Raw genomic sequence first — 15,617 nt, 5'->3', positions numbered from 1 at the left:
GTCGCCGCCGAACTCAACGGCCGACCACGCAAAACGCTCGGCTGGGAAACCCCAGCCGAGCGCCTGCATAAACTACTCGCCGCCTAACACAAACGATCACGTGTTGCGACGATCCCTAGAAACCGCCCAGCGCGGTCCGGGGCTTCCGCCGTCTTCGGGGTACTGGGTCCGTGAGGACGTACTACGCGGAGGCCTTCAGAGCGGCCTTGCGGCGGAGCTGGCGCGCCACGCCGATCGCGATCACCACGGCCGCGACCAGCAGCGACAGCAGGACGATCTCGCGGTTGTCCTTGTCGTAGACCATGTAGCCGAGGACGAAGGTGATCATCGCGGCGGTGGCCCAGGTCAGGTACGGGAAGAACCACATCTTCACCGTCACCTTCTCCGGGGCCTCGCGCATGAGGATCCCGCGCATCCGCAGCTGGGTCAGGCAGATGACCAGCCACACGAACAGCGCGATCGCGCCCGAGGCGTTCAGCAGGAAGCTGAAGACCGTGTCCTTGAAGGCGTAGTTGAAGTAGACGGCGAGGAAGCCGAAGACGACCGAGCCGAGGATCGCGGCCGTCGGCACGCCCTTCTTGTTCACCTTGGCGAAGGCCTTCGGGGCGTCACCGCGCTCGCCGAGCGAGAAGGCCATGCGGGAGGCGGTGTACAGGCCCGAGTTCAGGCAGGACAGCACGGCCGTCAGGACGATCACGTTCATGATCTGGCCGGCGTGCGCGATGCCGATCGAGTCCAGGGCGGCGACGTACGAGCCCTTCTCGACGATCGACGAGTCGTTCCACGGCAGCAGCGTCAGCACGATGAAGATCGAGCCCAAGTAGAAGACGCCGATGCGCCAGATCACCGAGTTGGTGGCCTTGGTGACCGCGCGGCGCGGGTCCTCGGACTCGCCGGCGGCCAGCGTGACGATCTCGCTGCCCATGAAGGAGAAGACGACCATCAGCACACCGGTGAGGACCGAGCCCCAGCCGTTCGGCATGAAGCCGCCCGTGTCGGTGAGGTGGGCGAAGCCCGCACCCGGGTTGTCCGAGCCCGGCAGCACGCCGAAGACGGCCAGCATGCCGATGATCACGAAGCCGCTGATCGCGACCACCTTGATGCCGGCGAACCAGAACTCGAACTCGCCGTACGAGGCGACCGAGCCGAGGTTGGTGACCGTCAGCACGGCCATCACGATGAGCGCCCAGGCCCACTGCGGGACGGCCGGGATCCAGCTTTCGAGGATGACGGCGCCGGCGGTGGCCTCCACGGCCAGGACGACGACCCAGAAGAACCAGTACAGCCAGCCGATGGAGAAACCGGCCCAGCGGCCGAGCGCCCGGTCGGCGTACGCGGAGAAGGAGCCGGAGTTCGGGCTGGCGGCAGCCATCTCGCCCAGCATCCGCATCACGAAGACGACCATCGCGCCGACCAGCGCGTAGGACAGCAGGATGGCGGGACCGGTCTTGGCGATACCGCCGCCGGAGCCGACGAAGAGCCCGGCGCCGATGACGCCGCCGATGGCGATCATGGACAGGTGGCGGTTCTTGAGACCGGCCTTCAGGCCGTCGGAGGGCTGGCCTTCACCGGGATTGCCGGTGGGGCCGCCTTCCTTCTGAAGGGTCGTCGTGGAACTCATGAACGGATCCTTAGGTTCTCGGGTGGCGAGCCCCGGCATTCAAACCCGAGATGAACGGAGGGCGGAAGACCCCAATCCGGATCGCTGCGCAGGGACGAACGTCCAGGACCTTGGTCCCGCGGTGTCCCATCTGCGTTCTTTGGGTTTACTTGAGCTTTAGAAGTGACTTACGCGACACCCCGCGGCGGGTCCCCGGTCCGGCTCGTGCCACACTCGGACCATGCGCGTGTACCTCGGATCCGACCATGCCGGCTTTGAGCTCAAGAACCACCTGGTGGACTGGCTCAAGAACAACGGCCACGAGCCCGTCGACTGCGGGCCCCACATCTATGACGCGGTGGACGACTACCCGCCGTTCTGCCTCCGCGCCGCGGAGAAGACCGCCGCGGACGCCGGCAGCCTCGGCATCGTGATCGGCGGCTCCGGCAACGGCGAGCAGATCGCCGCGAACAAGGTCAAGGGCATCCGCGCCATCCTCGCGTGGAGCGTCCAGACCGCCGAGCTCGGCCGTGAGCACAACAACGCCAACGTCATCTCCGTCGGCGGCCGCATGCACACCCAGGACGAGGTCGTCAGCTTCATCGACGCGTTCCTGAAGACCCCGTACTCCGACGAGGAGCGCCACACCCGCCGGATCGACATGCTCTCCGCCTACGAGGCCACCGGCGAGCTCCCCCCGATCCCGGCCCACCACCCGCAGGGCTGATCCCACGTCCGGCCGCGGCGCCTCCACGGGCGGCGCGGCCGGTTTTTCTTTTCCCGTCCGCTTTTCCGTCCGCTTTGCCGAGGAGTGCCGCCGTGCCCGAGGGGCATACGATCCACCGCCTCGCCGAGGACCACACCGAGCGCTTCGCCGCCCGGCCGGTCCGGGTGAGCAGTCCGCAGGGCCGGTTCGCCGAGAGCGCGGCCCTGCTCGACGGCCGCGAGCTGGAATCCGCCGAGGCACACGGCAAGCACCTGTTCCTCGAACTCGGCGACGCCTGGATCCACATCCACCTCGGCCTCTTCGGGAAACTCGGCTTCGGCCCCGCACCGGCCCCGCCCGCCACAGAAACGGTCCGGCTCCGGCTGCTGAACGAGGACCACTACGCCGACCTGCGCGGCCCCACCGCGTGCGCGCTCATCGGCGAGGGCGAGAAGAAGGCGATACACGACCGGCTCGGCCCGGACCCGCTGCGCCCCGCCGACGACCCCGACCGCGCCTGGGCCCGGATCTCCCGCTCCCGCACCACCGTGGCCGCCCTGCTGATGGACCAGAAGATCGTCTCCGGCGTCGGCAACGTCTACCGCGCCGAGGTCCTCTTCCGGCACGGCATCGACCCCTACCGCCCGGGCAAGGACCTCACCCGCCGCGAGTGGGACGCGATCTGGGCCGACCTCGTCCTGCTGATGCGCGAGGGCGTGCGCAACAACCGCATCGACACCGTCCGGGACGAGCACCTGCCCGAGGCCATGGGCCGCCCGCCGAGGGTGGACGACCACGGCGGCGAGGTGTACGTCTACCGCAGGGCCGCCATGTCCTGCCACATCTGCGGGGGCGAGATCCGCACCGCCGGTCTCGCCGCCCGCAACCTCTTCTGGTGCCCGGGGTGCCAGGCCCGCTAGCCGGCCGCTGCGGCTAGAACCCGTGCGGCAGCCAAGGGGCGACGTCTCCCGCGAAGGCGCGGGAGGTACGGGCCAGCGAGCCCGGCCGCACCTCGCGCACCAGCCCCGCAGCGGCCAGCGAGTTCAGGGTGACCCCGCCCAGGTACGCCGCGCCCAGCTCCCGTACCGACAGCTCCAGGTCGGCCGGGTCCTCCGTCCGGGTACAGCTCGCGGCCCCGTCCGCGCCGGCGGTCAGCCGCCAGCGCCCCGCGTTCCACGGGCAGAACGCGTCCTCCACCTCCAGCACCACGTCCAGCGGAGCCCCGTAGCCCCGCACGGCCAGCGCCTCCGGCAGGTCCACGAGCCGTACGTGCATCGAGTCGCGCAGCCGCACCCGCGTCCGCCGGACATCGGTGACCAGGTGCAGCACCGCATCGTCCGCCGGCCGCTTGACGGCCCGTACGGTCCAGGTCAGGTCGATGGAGCACACGTACCGCCACAGCGCCGCGTACACCGCCGGGTCGAGCGCGTCGAGGTCCGCCACGTCCACCCGGCCGTCCGATCCGGTCAGGTCCCACTCGGGCTTGACCCGGTAGCGGGCGTACCCGACCACCTCGCCGTCCGCCCGCTCCGCGACCACGCACTTCAGCGGCGACCCGCCGCCCCGAGAGGACTCCGGGTCCAGCAGCGCCTGCAGCTCCCAGCCCGGCTGCCGGGCCGGCATCCCGGGCCGACCCGCGACCAGCGCCGCGTAGACCCGCTCGCAGTCGGCCAGGGCCTTGCGCGGATCGACCAGCCGCAGCCGTACGCCGTCGGTCCCCGGTGGCACGGAGAGCCGTACGCGGGTCTTGTCGATCTCCACCGACATCGAGTACGCGGCGGTGCCGTAGCCGAAGCGCCCGTAGATCGCCGGATCCGAGGCCGTCAGCACGGCGACCGGTTCACCACCCGCGCGGAGGTCGTTCAATTGGCGGCGCATCAGGGAAGTCAGCACACCCCGCCTGCGGTGCGTCGGGGAGACGCCCACCATCGTGACCCCGGCGGCGGGGACGAGCGTCCCGCCCGGCACGGAGAGCCGGAAGGAGAAGGCCCCGGCCGAGCCGACGCAGGTCCCGCCGTCCCAGACGCCGAGGGAGCGCTCCGGCTCCGTCAGCGACCTGTAGAGCTCCCGCTCCTCGGGGGATTCGGGCACCCCGCCGAACGCCAGTTCCAGTTGGTCGTACCAGACATCCCACTCATCAGCCTGCAATACGCGCGTCTCAAGAGGCATACGGCCATCCCTATCAGGGCAATCCGTCCCGGTCGATCTCTTTTCGGTCGCCGATGGGCCCATCTCAGGGGGTACCCCTGCGCGCGCACAGCCAGGATGGATAGGGTCCCGAAGCAATGGCCGGAGCACACGTGGAGTCCCTCCTGGCCCGGACCCGCATGATGTGGCACCGGGCACGCACCGCCCTGCGCAAATCCGCCGTCGACTACTTCCGCGGCGACGCCTCCGACTGGCTCGCCTTCGGCGGCCTGCTCCTGACCATCCCGGCCATCGCCTTCGGCACGCTGATGCTGCCCGTGTGGTTCTCGCCCGCCGCGCTCGTCCTGCCGATCGTCGCCGGCGGCCTGCTGCTGCGCCCCGCCAGCCTGCTCGCCCTGTACGCGGCCTCCGCGGCCGCGCTCATCGTCGAGGCCCTCGTCCTCGGCCCGTACACCCAGGGACCCGCCCGGGTCACCCCCGGCACGGTCCTGGTCGTCGCCGCCTGCGGCTTCTTCGGCCTCGTCATCGCCCAGTTCCGCAGCCGCGTCGGCGTGCCCTGGCGGCGCGGCGGCACCATGCTCTTCGACCTGCGCGAACGCATCCGGGTCCAGAGCAAGCTGCCCTCCCTGCCGCGCGGCTGGCACCGGGAGATGGCCCTGCGTCCGGCCGGCGGGCAGTCCTTCTCCGGCGACTTCGTCGTCGCCGCCCGCACGAACGGCGGCCGCACCCTGGAGATCGTCCTCACCGACGTCTCCGGCAAGGGCATGGAAGCGGGCTCCCGCGCCCTCCTCCTCTCAGGTGCCTTCGGCGGCCTCCTGGGGGCGCTCCCCCCACACGGCTTCCTGCCGGCAGCCAACGGCTACCTGCTCCGCCAGGACTGGGACGAGGGCTTCGCCACCTCCATCCACCTCGTCCTGGACCTGGAGACCGGCGACTACGAACTCCTCTCCGCGGGCCACCTCCCCGCCCTCCAGCTCTCCGCCGGCACCGGCCGCTGGCAGGAGATGACCGGCGAGGGCCCGCTCCTCGGCGTCTACGACGGCGCCGAATTCACCCCCGCCCGCGGCAACCTCCGCCCCGGCGACGTCCTGATGCTCTTCACCGACGGCCTGGTCGAAACGGCCGAGCGCGAGATCAGCGAGGGCATCGACCGCCTCACCGGCGAGGCCGACCGCTACGTCGCCGCCGGCTGGGAGGGGGCGACGTGGCACCTCATCGAAAAGGTCGCCAAGGACGTCAACGACGACCGAGCCCTCCTCCTCATCCGCCGCGCAGCCCACTAAACGCGCCCCACTCCCCTTTTGACGCGCCGCTCGCGCGGTGCGGCCCTGGCGGGCCTTACCGGCTTCGCGCCGCTGCGCCAGGCACCTTTTCGACGCGCCGCTCGCACCGCTCGGCCCTAGCGGGCCTCCCGGGCTTCGCGGCGCTGCGCCGGACTCCGTCCGGCGGTGGCGGGTCGGTGTTGCCGCCACTGCCGTCCCGGCGTGCGGCCGGTGGGCGGGTGCGGGTGGTTGGGCCCTGCGGGGGCGAGGTCCCCTACCCGCCCTTCGCCCGTTCCCCGGGGCTCTGCCCCGGACCCGTTGCCGTGTGCGGCGCCGTTGCCGGGGGCCAGCCCCCGGGCCCCCGCGCCTCAATCGCCGGCGGGGCTGGGGATGGCTGGAGTTGCCTCCGGGCAATCCAGCACGCTGTGCTGCACGCGCTGTGCTGCGCACATGCGCGATCCGGCGCCGGCCAAAATCCAGCCCCGCCGGCGTTTGAGGCGCGGGTCCGGGCTGGCCCGGGGAACGGTGGAAGGGCGGGTAGGGGACTTCGCCCCGCAGGGCACCGCTCGCCGTGGCCGGCACCGCCCGCCCCCCGACCGGTAGTCGGGTTTACCCCACCACCGGTCCGCCTGCCTCCGCCATGGTTGCGATCCGCCCGCCCTCCGTAGCGTCGGAGACACGATCACCACCGGGCACGGAAGGCGGCACACCATGAGGCTCCGGCGCAGCAAGCGGCAGGCCGAGCAGCAGACGCAGCAGACGCAGCACACGCAGCAGCCCGGGCAGCCGGGCCGGCCCAGCCAGGCCGAGGCATCGCACGACACCACCGCCGCCGTCGAGCTGCGCTCGGTCCGCCGCCAGTACGGCAGAGGCGCCACCGCCGTACACGCCCTGCGCGGCATCGACCTCAGCCTGCCCCGCGGCAGCTTCACCGCGGTGATGGGCCCCTCAGGCTCCGGCAAGTCCACGTTCCTCCAGTGCGCCGCCGGCCTGGACCTCCCCACCGAGGGCTCCGTCCGCCTGGGCGGCACCGAGATCACCGGCATGAACGAGAACGAGCTCACCGAACTCCGCCGCAGCCGCCTCGGCTTCGTCTTCCAGGCCTTCAACCTCCTCCCCTCCCTCACCGTCGAGCAGAACGTCCTGCTCCCCATGCGCCTGGCCGGCGGCCGCACCGCCTCCCAGGGCCAGGTCCGCGCCGCCGACCTGCTCGCTCGGGTCGGCCTGGAGGGCAAGGGCCGCCGCCGCCCCGCCGAACTCTCCGGCGGCCAGCAGCAGCGCGTGGCCATCGCCCGCGCCCTGGTCACCCGCCCCGACGTGGTCTTCGCCGACGAGCCCACCGGCGCCCTCGACACCACCACCGCCACCGAGGTCCTCGGCCTGCTCCGCAGCGCCGTGGACACCCTCGGCGCCACCGTCGTCATGGTCACCCACGACCCGGCCGCCGCCGCCCACGCCGACCAAGTGCTCTTCCTCGCCGACGGCCTCATCGCCGACCGGCTCCCGCGCAGCTCCGCCGCCACGATCGCCACCCGCATGACGGCGCTGACCGCGCTCGCGCCCGCGCCCGCCGCGCCCCGGTACGCCGGGGCGGTCGCCTGATGCCGCAGCTCCGCCCCCGTTCCAACGGCCTGGCCCGCGCCGTGCTCCGGTTCCGGCCCGCGCCGTGCTCCGGTTCCGGCCCGCCGCCTTCGCCGGCACCTTCGTCGCCCTGTTCCTGGCCGTCGGCATCGTCTCCGCCTGCGGGATCCTGCTGGAGACCGGGGCCCGCGCGAGCACCCCGCCGACGCGGTACGCCGAAGCCCCCGTCGTCGTCGCCGCCGATCAGCAGGCCCGCCTGCGGATGGGCCGCGGCGACGGCGCCTACGAGGTCACCGCCCCGCTCCCGGACCGGGCCCGGGTGGACGCCGCGCTGCTGGAGCGACTGGCTCCGCTGGGGCGGGCGGTGCCCGACGTGCTGTTCCCCGTACGGGACGGAGCGGGCCGCACGCTCGACGCCTCCGGCTGGGGCTCCACCGCCTTCAGCCCTACGGAGCTCCGCACGGGCCGTGCCCCGGTCGGCCCGGGCGAAGTCGTCCTGGGCGGGGCCGACGGCCCGGACCGGGTCACGCTCGACACCCCCGCCGGGCCACGGGAGTTCCGGGTCGTCGGGCGCGCCGACCGGGCGGGAGCGTGGTTCGCCGACACCGAGGCGCGCACCCTGTCCGGACACCCCGAGGCGCTCGACGCCATCGTGCTGTTCGGGGCCGACGCGGCGCGGGCCCGGGCCGTCGTCGACGGCCGCGCCCAGGTGCTGACCGGAGACGCCCGCGCGCTCGACCCGGGGCTCGCGGGGGCCCAGGAGGCGCTGACCGGCCTCGGCGGCTCCTTCGGCGGGATCGCCGCGCTCGTCGCCGTCTTCACCGCCGCGGGCACCGTCGCCCTCTCCGTCGGGCAGCGCTCCCGCGAGTTCGCCCTGCTGCGCGCCGTCGGAGCCACCCCGCGCCAGATCCGCCGTACGGTCGCCACCGAAGCCCTCCTCGTCGCGCCGGTCGCGGGCGCACTGGGCTGCGTACCCGGCATCGCGCTCGCCGCCTGGTGGTTCGGGCAGCTCAAGGCGAAGGGCGCCGTCCCGGCCGGGATCGACCTCGTCGTCTCCTGGATCCCGCTGGTCAGCGCCGTCGCTCTCGGACTGGCCGCCGCCCTGATCGCCGGCTGGGCCGCATCCCGCCGCCCCGCGCGCATCCGCCCCGGCCGGGCCCTCGCCGCGGCCGCCGTGGAACGCCTGCGGCCCGGGTGGATCCGTACCCCGCTCGGCCTCGCCGCGCTGGCCGGCGGAGCCGCCTGCGCGACCCTGGCCGCCACGAGCAGCGGCCCGGACGCCGCCAACGCCGCCCTCGGCGTCGTCATGCTCTTCATGCTCGCCGTCGCCCTGCTCGGCCCGCTCATCGCCCGCGCCTGCGCCGCCCTCTTCGGGCTCCCGCTGCGCGCGGGCGGCGCGTCCGGCGAGCTGGCCGCCGCCAACTCCCGTACCCACGCCCGCCGTCTCGCCTCCGCCATCACCCCGATCGTGCTCGCCATGGCCTTCTCCTCCACCCTGGTCTTCCTCCACACCAGCGAGGACCGGGCCGTACGGCAGCAGCAGGAGGCCGGACTGCTGGCCGACCACGTCGTGTCCATCGGCGGGTCCGACCCGCACGGCGGCACGGACCGGGTGGCCGTCGACGGGGTGACCGTCGACCCGGCGGCCGTCGACCGGGCGGTCGCGGACGGGGCCGTCGCCCTCACCCGTACCGCCGTCCTCACCATCGTCGGCTCCGGCGGCGACCGCACCTTCCACACCGCCTCCGCGCAGGGCGTCACCGGGGACCTCACCAAGGTCCAGGACCTGGGCGTCCGTTCGGGGGACCTCTCCCGGCTCGCCCCCGGCACGGTCGCCGTCGACCGCACCCTGGCTGAGGCCACCCACACCGAGACGGGCGACCGGATCGAGCTGCGGCTGCCCGACGGGACTCCCGTCACCCCCGAGATCGTGGCCGTCTACACCCGAGGCCTCGGCCTCGGCGAGGTCACCCTCCCCGCCACCGACCTGGCCGGCCACACCACCGCCGGCCGCCCCACGGAACTCCTGGTCCGCGGCCCGGCCCCCGAGGGACTCGGCCCGGTGCTGTCCGCCGCCGCCTGGACCTCCGAGCAGAGCGTGGACCGGCAGCTCAACGCCTGGGCCAACACCACCATGGCGGCCGTCCTCGGCGGCTTCGCGGCCGTCGCCGCCGCCAACACCCTGGTCATGACCGTTCTGGACCGCCGCCGCGAACTCCACCTGCTCCGCCTGATCGGCTCCACCCGCCGCCAAATCCTGCGGATGCTCTACTGGGAGGCCCTCCTGGTCGGCGGCACGGGCATCGCCCTCGGCTCCGCGATAGCCCTGGCCACCCTGACCCCCCTGACGAAGGCGATGACGGGCACCGCCCCGTACATCCCGCCCCTCCTCTACGCCTCCTTCGCGACGGCCGCCCTCACCCTGACCCTGGCAGCCACGACCCTCCCGGCCCGCCGAGCCCTACGCCTCAACCGCCCCTGACGTGCGGCGAGCGTCATGCAGCCTCGCCGGCGTTTGAGGCGCGGGTCCGGGCGGAGCCCGGAGAACGGTGGAACCGGGGGTCCCCCCGGACGCAGTCTGGGGGAGGGTCGGGGACTTCCCCCCGCAGGGCCGCCCCCACGCGCGGCGACGCCGTACACCCGCTCCGGCCGCCGAGCCGTCACCGCGCTCCCGGTCGGGCCCGGGCAGCGGCACCGTCCAGCCGGCCCCGCCCGCGCAGCGGCACGGCGGCGACATCGGCCACTCGCTCCCGATTGGCCCGTCCGCCCGGACCGGGCGGCGCATACCGTGCCCTCATGGACCGCACCCTCGCCGCCGATCTGGCCCGCCTCCCCGAGCTCCTCGACGCCACCCGCGACGCCGCCGCCGCGACGCTCGCAGCACTGGACGCGCGTCCCGTCGTACCGGCACCGGCACCGGCACCGCCCCACCCGGCGGAGCCGACCCCGCCGCTCCCCGGACACGGCGCCGGCACCGAGGCCGCCCTCGCGGACTTCGAGGAGCGCTGGGCGCCGCGCCTGTCGGCCTCCGCCGGCCCCCGCTACCTCGGCTTCGTCACCGGCGGCGCCACCCCCGCCGCCCTCGCGGGCGACTGGCTCACCGCGGTCCACGACCAGAACTCCAACTCCGCCCTGGACGGCGGAGGCCAGGACCTCGAACGCGAAACCGTCAGCTGGCTCCGCGAGCTCTTCCAGCTCTCCGCCGCCCACACCGGCACCTTCGTCAGCGGCGCCACCATGTCCAACACCACCGGCCTGGCCATCGCCCGCGAATGGCTCGGCGAACGCCTCGGCGTCTCCCCGGCCGAGGACGGCGCGGCCGCGCTCGGCCCGGTCCGCGTCCTCTCCGGCGCCCCGCACTCCTCCATCGCCAAGGCCCTCTCCGTCCTCGGACTCGGCCGCGCCGCCCTGGTCCCCGTACCGACGCTGCCCGGCCGCGAGGCCGTCGACCCGGCCGCCCTGGACCGCGCCCTCGCCGACGCGCCCGGCCGGCCCGCCGTGGTCGTCGCCAACGCCGGCACCGTCAACACCGTGGACTTCGACGACCTCCGCGCCATCGCCGCCCTCCGCGAACGCCACGACTTCTGGCTGCACACGGACGCCGCCTTCGGCGCCTTCGCCGCTCTCTCTCCAGCCCACGCCCACCTCACCGAAGGCCTCGACGCCTCCGACTCGGTCTGCGTCGACCTGCACAAGTGGCTCAACGTCCCCTACGACAGCGCCGTCCAGTTCACCCGCCGCCGCGACCTCCAGGCCCGCGTCTTCCAGAACGCCGCCACCTACCTCGGCCCCCTGTCCGAGGACCCCGACCTGGTGCACCTCACCCCGGAGAACTCCCACCGGCTGCGCGCCCTCGCCGCCTGGTTCACGCTGCGCGCCTACGGCCGCGAGGGCCACCGCGCGATCGTGGAACGGGACATCGCCTGCGCCCACTCGCTCGGCGAAACCCTCACGCAGGACCCGTACTTCACGCTCCTCGCCTCCGTCCGCCTGAACGTCGTCTGCTTCACCCTCACCCAGTCGCCCACCCCGGCCCGCCTCACGGCCCTGCGCGAAGCCGCCGGACCCGAGGTGTTCGTCACCCCCACGACGTACGCGGGAACCCCCGCCCTGCGCGCGGCGTTCTCCAACTGGCGCACCACGCAAGCAGACGTACGCCGGATCGCGCAGGCCCTCCACACGGCGGCGAAGGAGCTCGGATGACCAACGGCCCACTCACCCTCATCGAGGTGGAGTCCCTCGCCCGCGCCGCACACGAGGGCCAGACCGACAAGGCGGGCCGGCCGTACGCCGAACACCTCGCCGCCGTCGCCGAGGGCGTCCGCGCCCGCGGCGGCACCGCCGAACAGCAGGCGGCGGCCTGGCTCCACGACGCGATCGAGGACGAAGCCCTCACCCCGGACTGGCTGGAATCGGCCGGACTCCCGCAGTCCGTCAAGGACATGGTCCTGGCCGTCACCAAACGCCCCGGCGAACCGGTCGAGGCGTACGCGGCCCGCATCCTTGCCACCCCCGGCGCCCTCCTGGTGAAGGAAGCCGACCTGGCCCACAACGCGGACCCCGCCCGCCTCGCGGTCCTCGACGCCCCCACCCGCGACAGACTGTCCGGGAAGTACGCCTATGTCCGCTCCCTCCTGGGTCTCAGCGCCCCCTGACGCAAAAGCGCCACTGTCTCTTCGTCACGAGACGGATAGCCGGGGCGCGTTGGTGGGAGGATGGACCATGTGGGGGTGCGCACGGCCGTGCCCCGGGCCGACCAGGGGACGACCGAAGGTGTGATCAGAAGTGGCCATTTCGCTGTCAGTAGTGGTTCTGTTGGCGATCATCCTCGTGGTGCTCGTCCGCGGAGGCCACCTCAAGGCCGGCCCCGCGATCGTCGCGGTCCTCTTCGGCTTCTTCCTCGCGTCCAGCTCCATCGCCCCGGACGTCAACCGCTTCCTGAACTCCCTCGCGGACACGATCGCGGGCATCAAGCTCTGATCCGCAGCGACCCGGCGCAGACCTCTTCGCCGCCGCGTTCCGGGCATGAATCTCATGTCGAAGACGGCGCTCATGGTCCGCGATCTGACGCGCCACGGGCACGCTGGTAGCGGTTCGGATCAGCCGACCGTTCTCACGATCCACCAGGAAGGGCCCGTTGCCTCCCAGCCGAGGTCGCTGCCCACTCCACCCGTCACCGACCGCTCCCCAGAAGAAGAGCCATCCGAACGAGAGCTGCTGGACCCGGCGAATCCCGATCTCGTACTCGACGCCGCCCCGCACGCGCGCGATCTCGGCGAGCACCAGCCGGCGGGCGTCCTCCTCGGTCAACATCGCTCGATGGTGCCACGCGCCAACGCCCGCCGAAGGCGGTGACCGCAGCCCCCGGAAACGACGAAGGGCCAGGTCGAGGAAACATCCTCTGACCTGGCCCTTTGCGTCTCTGAGCGGGTGACGGGAATCGAACCCGCGTAGCTAGTTTGGAAGACTAGTGCTCTACCATTGAGCTACACCCGCAGTACGTGTGACCCAGGTCCGGGGACCGTGGCACGAACAGCATCCTAGCGGGTTCCGGCGGGGGATCGCACACGTCTATTTCGCGCCCGCGGAGGGTGGCGGCCGCGCCCGGGCGCGTCTTTCGCCGAAACTCCGCACGGCGGAGGGTCTTCGGGCATGTACCCTACGTGTCGCACCGACGGGGTGTGGCGCAGCTTGGTAGCGCGTCCGCTTTGGGAGCGGAAGGTCGTCGGTTCGAATCCGGCCACCCCGACCAGCAGGAGTAGCGCGCGGGCCCTCACGGAGACCGCGTCGATGATCGCGTTGTGGGCTGATTGCCGCTTGCGGCTACTATGCAAGCTGCGTGCCCGTGTGTCTGATGTACCGGGCCCGATCCGCTGAGAACCGCTAGACCGCGGCGATGAGCAGAGACCCCCAGCAGTCAGCCACAAGGAGACCGAACCGTGAAGAGCGCCGTGGAGACCCTGAACCCGACTCGGGTTCGGCTCACTGTTGAGGTGCCCTTCGAGGAGCTCAAGGACAGCCTCGACGCGGCCTACAAGAAGATCAACCAGCAGGTCACGGTGAAGGGCTTCCGCAAGGGCAAGATCCCGGCCCGCGTCATCGACCAGCGCTTCGGCCGCGGTGCGGTGCTGGAGGAGGCCGTCAACGACGCCCTCCCGAAGTTCTACACCGAGGCCGTGAACGAGGCCGACCTGAACCCGCTGGGCCAGCCCGACGTCGACATCACGGAGCTGAAGGACGGCGAACTGCTGGCCTTCACCGCCGAGGTCGACATCCGTCCCGCGATCGAGATCCCGGACTACTCCGGCATCGAGGTCACCGTGGACGCCGTCGAGGTCTCGGACGAGGACGTCGAGAAGTCGGTCGAGCAGCTGCGCGGCCGTTTCGCGTCCACCAAGGACGTCGAGCGCGCGGCGGAGGACGGCGACGTCGTCACCATCGACCTCGAGGCCAAGGTCGACGGCGAGGTGCTGGAGGACGGTGTCGCCCAGGACGTCTCCTACACCATCGGCTCGGGTGAGCTTCTCGAAGGCATCGACGAGGCCGTCAAGGGCCTGGAGGCCGGTGGCGAGGCCACCTTCACCTCCCAGCTGAAGGGCGGCTCCGCCGAGGGCAAGGACGCCGAGGTCACCGTCAAGGTCACCAAGGTCTCCGCCCGTGAGCTGCCGGAGCTGGACGACGAGTTCGCCGGCATGGCCAGCGAGTTCGACACCCTCGAGGAGCTGAAGGCCGACAGCCGCAAGCGCCTCGAGAACATGAAGCAGTACGACCAGGCCACGCAGGCCCAGGAGCGCGTCCTGGAGAAGCTGCTGGAGCTCGTCGAGGTCCCGATCCCCGAGAAGCTCCTCGCGGACGAGGTCCAGACCCGCAAGCACAACCTCGAGCACCACCAGCTCGGCCAGATGGGCCTCACCATCGAGAAGTACCTGGAGATCCAGGGCAAGACGGTCGAGGAGTTCGACGCCGAGACCGCCGAGCAGGCGATCAAGGGCATCAAGACCCAGTTCGTCCTCGACGAGCTGGTCAACAAGGAGAAGCTGAACGTGAACCAGGAGGAGCTCACCGAGCACCTCATGCGTCGCGCCGCCTCCTCCGGCATGTCCCCCGACCAGTTCGCCCAGGCCGTCGTCGAGGGTGGCCAGGTTCCGATGCTCGTCGGCGAGGTCGCCCGCGGCAAGGCCCTCGCGGCCGTCGTCGAGGCCGCCAAGGTCACCGACACCAACGGTGAGGTCGTCGACCTCTCCGACGACGAGGACGAGGTCGAGACGGCCGCCGAGACCGTCGAGCACATGGTCGAGGCCGACGGCGAGATCGCGGCCGACGAGGCCAAGTAACACCTGGGGTCACCCCCGCTGAGCAGCACCAGAGCACGGCCCGGAGGGCCCGTACGCCATCGCGTCCGGGCCCTTCGGCCTTCCCGCGGAAGGCCTCCCGGAGACCCTCTGTGAGGGGTCTCTGACCTTGCGCTCCGAGCGAACAGTTCGGGAAGCGGGATGGCGTTGTCGTAGCTGCGCGTTAGGGTCCATGAATACGAGGGCACGGGAGTACCCGACGCCGGCGGACATCGTCCGCACGGCAGGTCCGCGCCCCAGAACGAGACGCTGAGACGGCACATGGCCGTCGGAGACGAGCAGGTGGATACGTGACGAATCTGAAGCCTTACGCCGCGGGTGAGCCGTCCATCGGTGGCGGCCTCGGCGACCATGTCTACAACCGGCTGCTCGGCGAGCGCATCATCTTCCTCGGCCAGCAGGTCGACGACGACATCGCCAACAAGATCACTGCGCAGCTCCTGCTCCTGGCCGCCGAGCCGGAGAAGGACATCTACCTGTACATCAACAGCCCCGGTGGCTCGGTGACGGCCGGCATGGCGGTCTACGACACCATGCAGTACATCCCGAACGACGTCGTCACCATCGGCATGGGAATGGCGGCCTCCATGGGCCAGTTCCTGCTCACCGGCGGTACCGCGGGCAAGCGCTTCGCGCTCCCGAACACCGACATCCTGATGCACCAGGGCTCCGCCGGCATCGGCGGCACCGCCTCGGACATCAAGATCCAGGCCCAGTACCTGCTGCGCACGAAGCAGCGCATGGCTGAGATCACCGCGCACCACTCCGGCCAGACCGTGGAGACGATCATCCGCGACGGCGACCGCGACCGCTGGTACACGGCGGAAGAGGCCAAGGCATACGGCCTCATCGACGAGATCATCTCCGCCGCGTCGCTGGTCCCGGGCGGCGGCGGCACCGGGGCCTGATCCCGGCCCCGGCGTACGGGATCCCGCAGGGGAGCTCGCACGCACGCCCGCACCAGGCAA

13 protein-coding genes and 2 tRNA genes are annotated in these 15,617 nt (G+C 72.1%); 12 read left to right on the top strand and 3 right to left on the bottom strand.

The genetic code is table 11. The annotated features are described in order from the left end of the window. Window positions 1-181: 181 nt before the first annotated feature. On the bottom strand, window positions 182-1,621 hold the full coding sequence (locus tag AC061S_RS20795; RefSeq protein WP_478687448.1) for an amino acid permease: 1,440 nt from the start codon (window positions 1,619-1,621) through the stop codon (window positions 182-184). 220 nt (window positions 1,622-1,841) lie between these two features. Here AC061S_RS20795 and AC061S_RS20790 point away from each other — a divergent pair, with 220 nt between their 5' ends. Together AC061S_RS20790 and AC061S_RS20785 are read left to right on the top strand one after the other, a co-directional pair. After that, window positions 1,842-2,327, top strand: a complete 486-nt coding sequence (locus AC061S_RS20790; RefSeq protein WP_254383081.1) for a ribose-5-phosphate isomerase — start codon at window positions 1,842-1,844, stop codon at window positions 2,325-2,327. 92 nt (window positions 2,328-2,419) lie between these two features. Next, window positions 2,420-3,226, top strand: coding sequence for an Fpg/Nei family DNA glycosylase (locus AC061S_RS20785; protein ID WP_478687447.1), 807 nt, complete (start codon window positions 2,420-2,422; stop codon window positions 3,224-3,226). A gap of 13 nt (window positions 3,227-3,239) precedes the next feature. Here AC061S_RS20785 and AC061S_RS20780 read toward each other — a convergent pair whose 3' ends face one another. Beyond that, on the bottom strand, window positions 3,240-4,475 hold the full coding sequence (locus tag AC061S_RS20780; protein ID WP_478687446.1) for a GNAT family N-acetyltransferase: 1,236 nt from the start codon (window positions 4,473-4,475) through the stop codon (window positions 3,240-3,242). A 116-nt stretch (window positions 4,476-4,591) separates the two neighbouring features. On the opposite strand from AC061S_RS20780, the gene AC061S_RS20775 reads away from it, so the two are divergent. The 7 genes from AC061S_RS20775 (at window position 4,592) to AC061S_RS20745 (ending at window position 12,652) form a co-directional block, all read left to right on the top strand. Further along, a complete protein-coding gene (locus AC061S_RS20775; RefSeq protein WP_478687445.1) occupies window positions 4,592-5,737 on the top strand; it encodes a PP2C family protein-serine/threonine phosphatase in 1,146 nt (381 codons plus the stop codon). Window positions 5,738-6,427: 690 nt separating this feature from the next. Then, window positions 6,428-7,318 (top strand): ABC transporter ATP-binding protein, encoded by an 891-nt coding sequence (locus tag AC061S_RS20770; protein ID WP_478687444.1) that lies wholly within the window; start codon window positions 6,428-6,430, stop codon window positions 7,316-7,318. 64 nt (window positions 7,319-7,382) lie between these two features. Continuing rightward, the gene (locus tag AC061S_RS20765) at window positions 7,383-9,779 is read left to right on the top strand and encodes an ABC transporter permease (protein ID WP_478687443.1); all 2,397 of its coding nucleotides are present in this window, start codon (window positions 7,383-7,385) and stop codon (window positions 9,777-9,779) included. 314 nt (window positions 9,780-10,093) lie between these two features. Next, on the top strand, window positions 10,094-11,500 hold the full coding sequence (locus AC061S_RS20760) for a pyridoxal phosphate-dependent decarboxylase family protein (protein WP_478687442.1): 1,407 nt from the start codon (window positions 10,094-10,096) through the stop codon (window positions 11,498-11,500). Further along, entirely contained in the window at window positions 11,497-11,952 is a 456-nt protein-coding gene (locus AC061S_RS20755; RefSeq protein ID WP_478687441.1) for an HD domain-containing protein, read from the top strand. Before AC061S_RS20760 ends, AC061S_RS20755 begins: the two co-directional genes overlap by 4 nt. A 130-nt stretch (window positions 11,953-12,082) precedes the next feature. Then, on the top strand, window positions 12,083-12,277 hold the full coding sequence (locus tag AC061S_RS20750) for a hypothetical protein (RefSeq protein WP_250739483.1): 195 nt from the start codon (window positions 12,083-12,085) through the stop codon (window positions 12,275-12,277). A gap of 45 nt (window positions 12,278-12,322) precedes the next feature. Next, window positions 12,323-12,652 carry a hypothetical protein gene (locus AC061S_RS20745; RefSeq protein ID WP_478687440.1) on the top strand — a complete coding sequence of 110 codons (330 nt, stop codon included), beginning with the start codon at window positions 12,323-12,325 and terminating at the stop codon, window positions 12,650-12,652. Window positions 12,653-12,722: 70 nt separating this feature from the next. On the opposite strand, the gene AC061S_RS20740 is transcribed toward AC061S_RS20745, so the two are convergent. Then, window positions 12,723-12,793, bottom strand: a tRNA-Gly gene (locus AC061S_RS20740). Between the two features lie 179 nt (window positions 12,794-12,972). Here AC061S_RS20740 and AC061S_RS20735 point away from each other — a divergent pair. The 3 genes from AC061S_RS20735 (at window position 12,973) to AC061S_RS20725 (ending at window position 15,557) form a co-directional block, all read left to right on the top strand. Continuing rightward, window positions 12,973-13,049 (top strand) — tRNA-Pro (locus AC061S_RS20735). A gap of 187 nt (window positions 13,050-13,236) precedes the next feature. After that, the gene (gene tig / locus AC061S_RS20730; protein ID WP_478687439.1) at window positions 13,237-14,631 is read left to right on the top strand and encodes a trigger factor; all 1,395 of its coding nucleotides are present in this window, start codon (window positions 13,237-13,239) and stop codon (window positions 14,629-14,631) included. Window positions 14,632-14,939: 308 nt separating this feature from the next. Continuing rightward, window positions 14,940-15,557: an ATP-dependent Clp protease proteolytic subunit gene (locus AC061S_RS20725; protein ID WP_243334854.1), complete on the top strand. Its 618-nt coding sequence runs from the start codon at window positions 14,940-14,942 to the stop codon at window positions 15,555-15,557. Window positions 15,558-15,617: the final 60 nt, after the last annotated feature.

Source organism: Streptomyces sp. CA189 (assembly GCF_056428985.1).
This window is presented reverse-complemented; position numbering and strand designations above follow the sequence as displayed.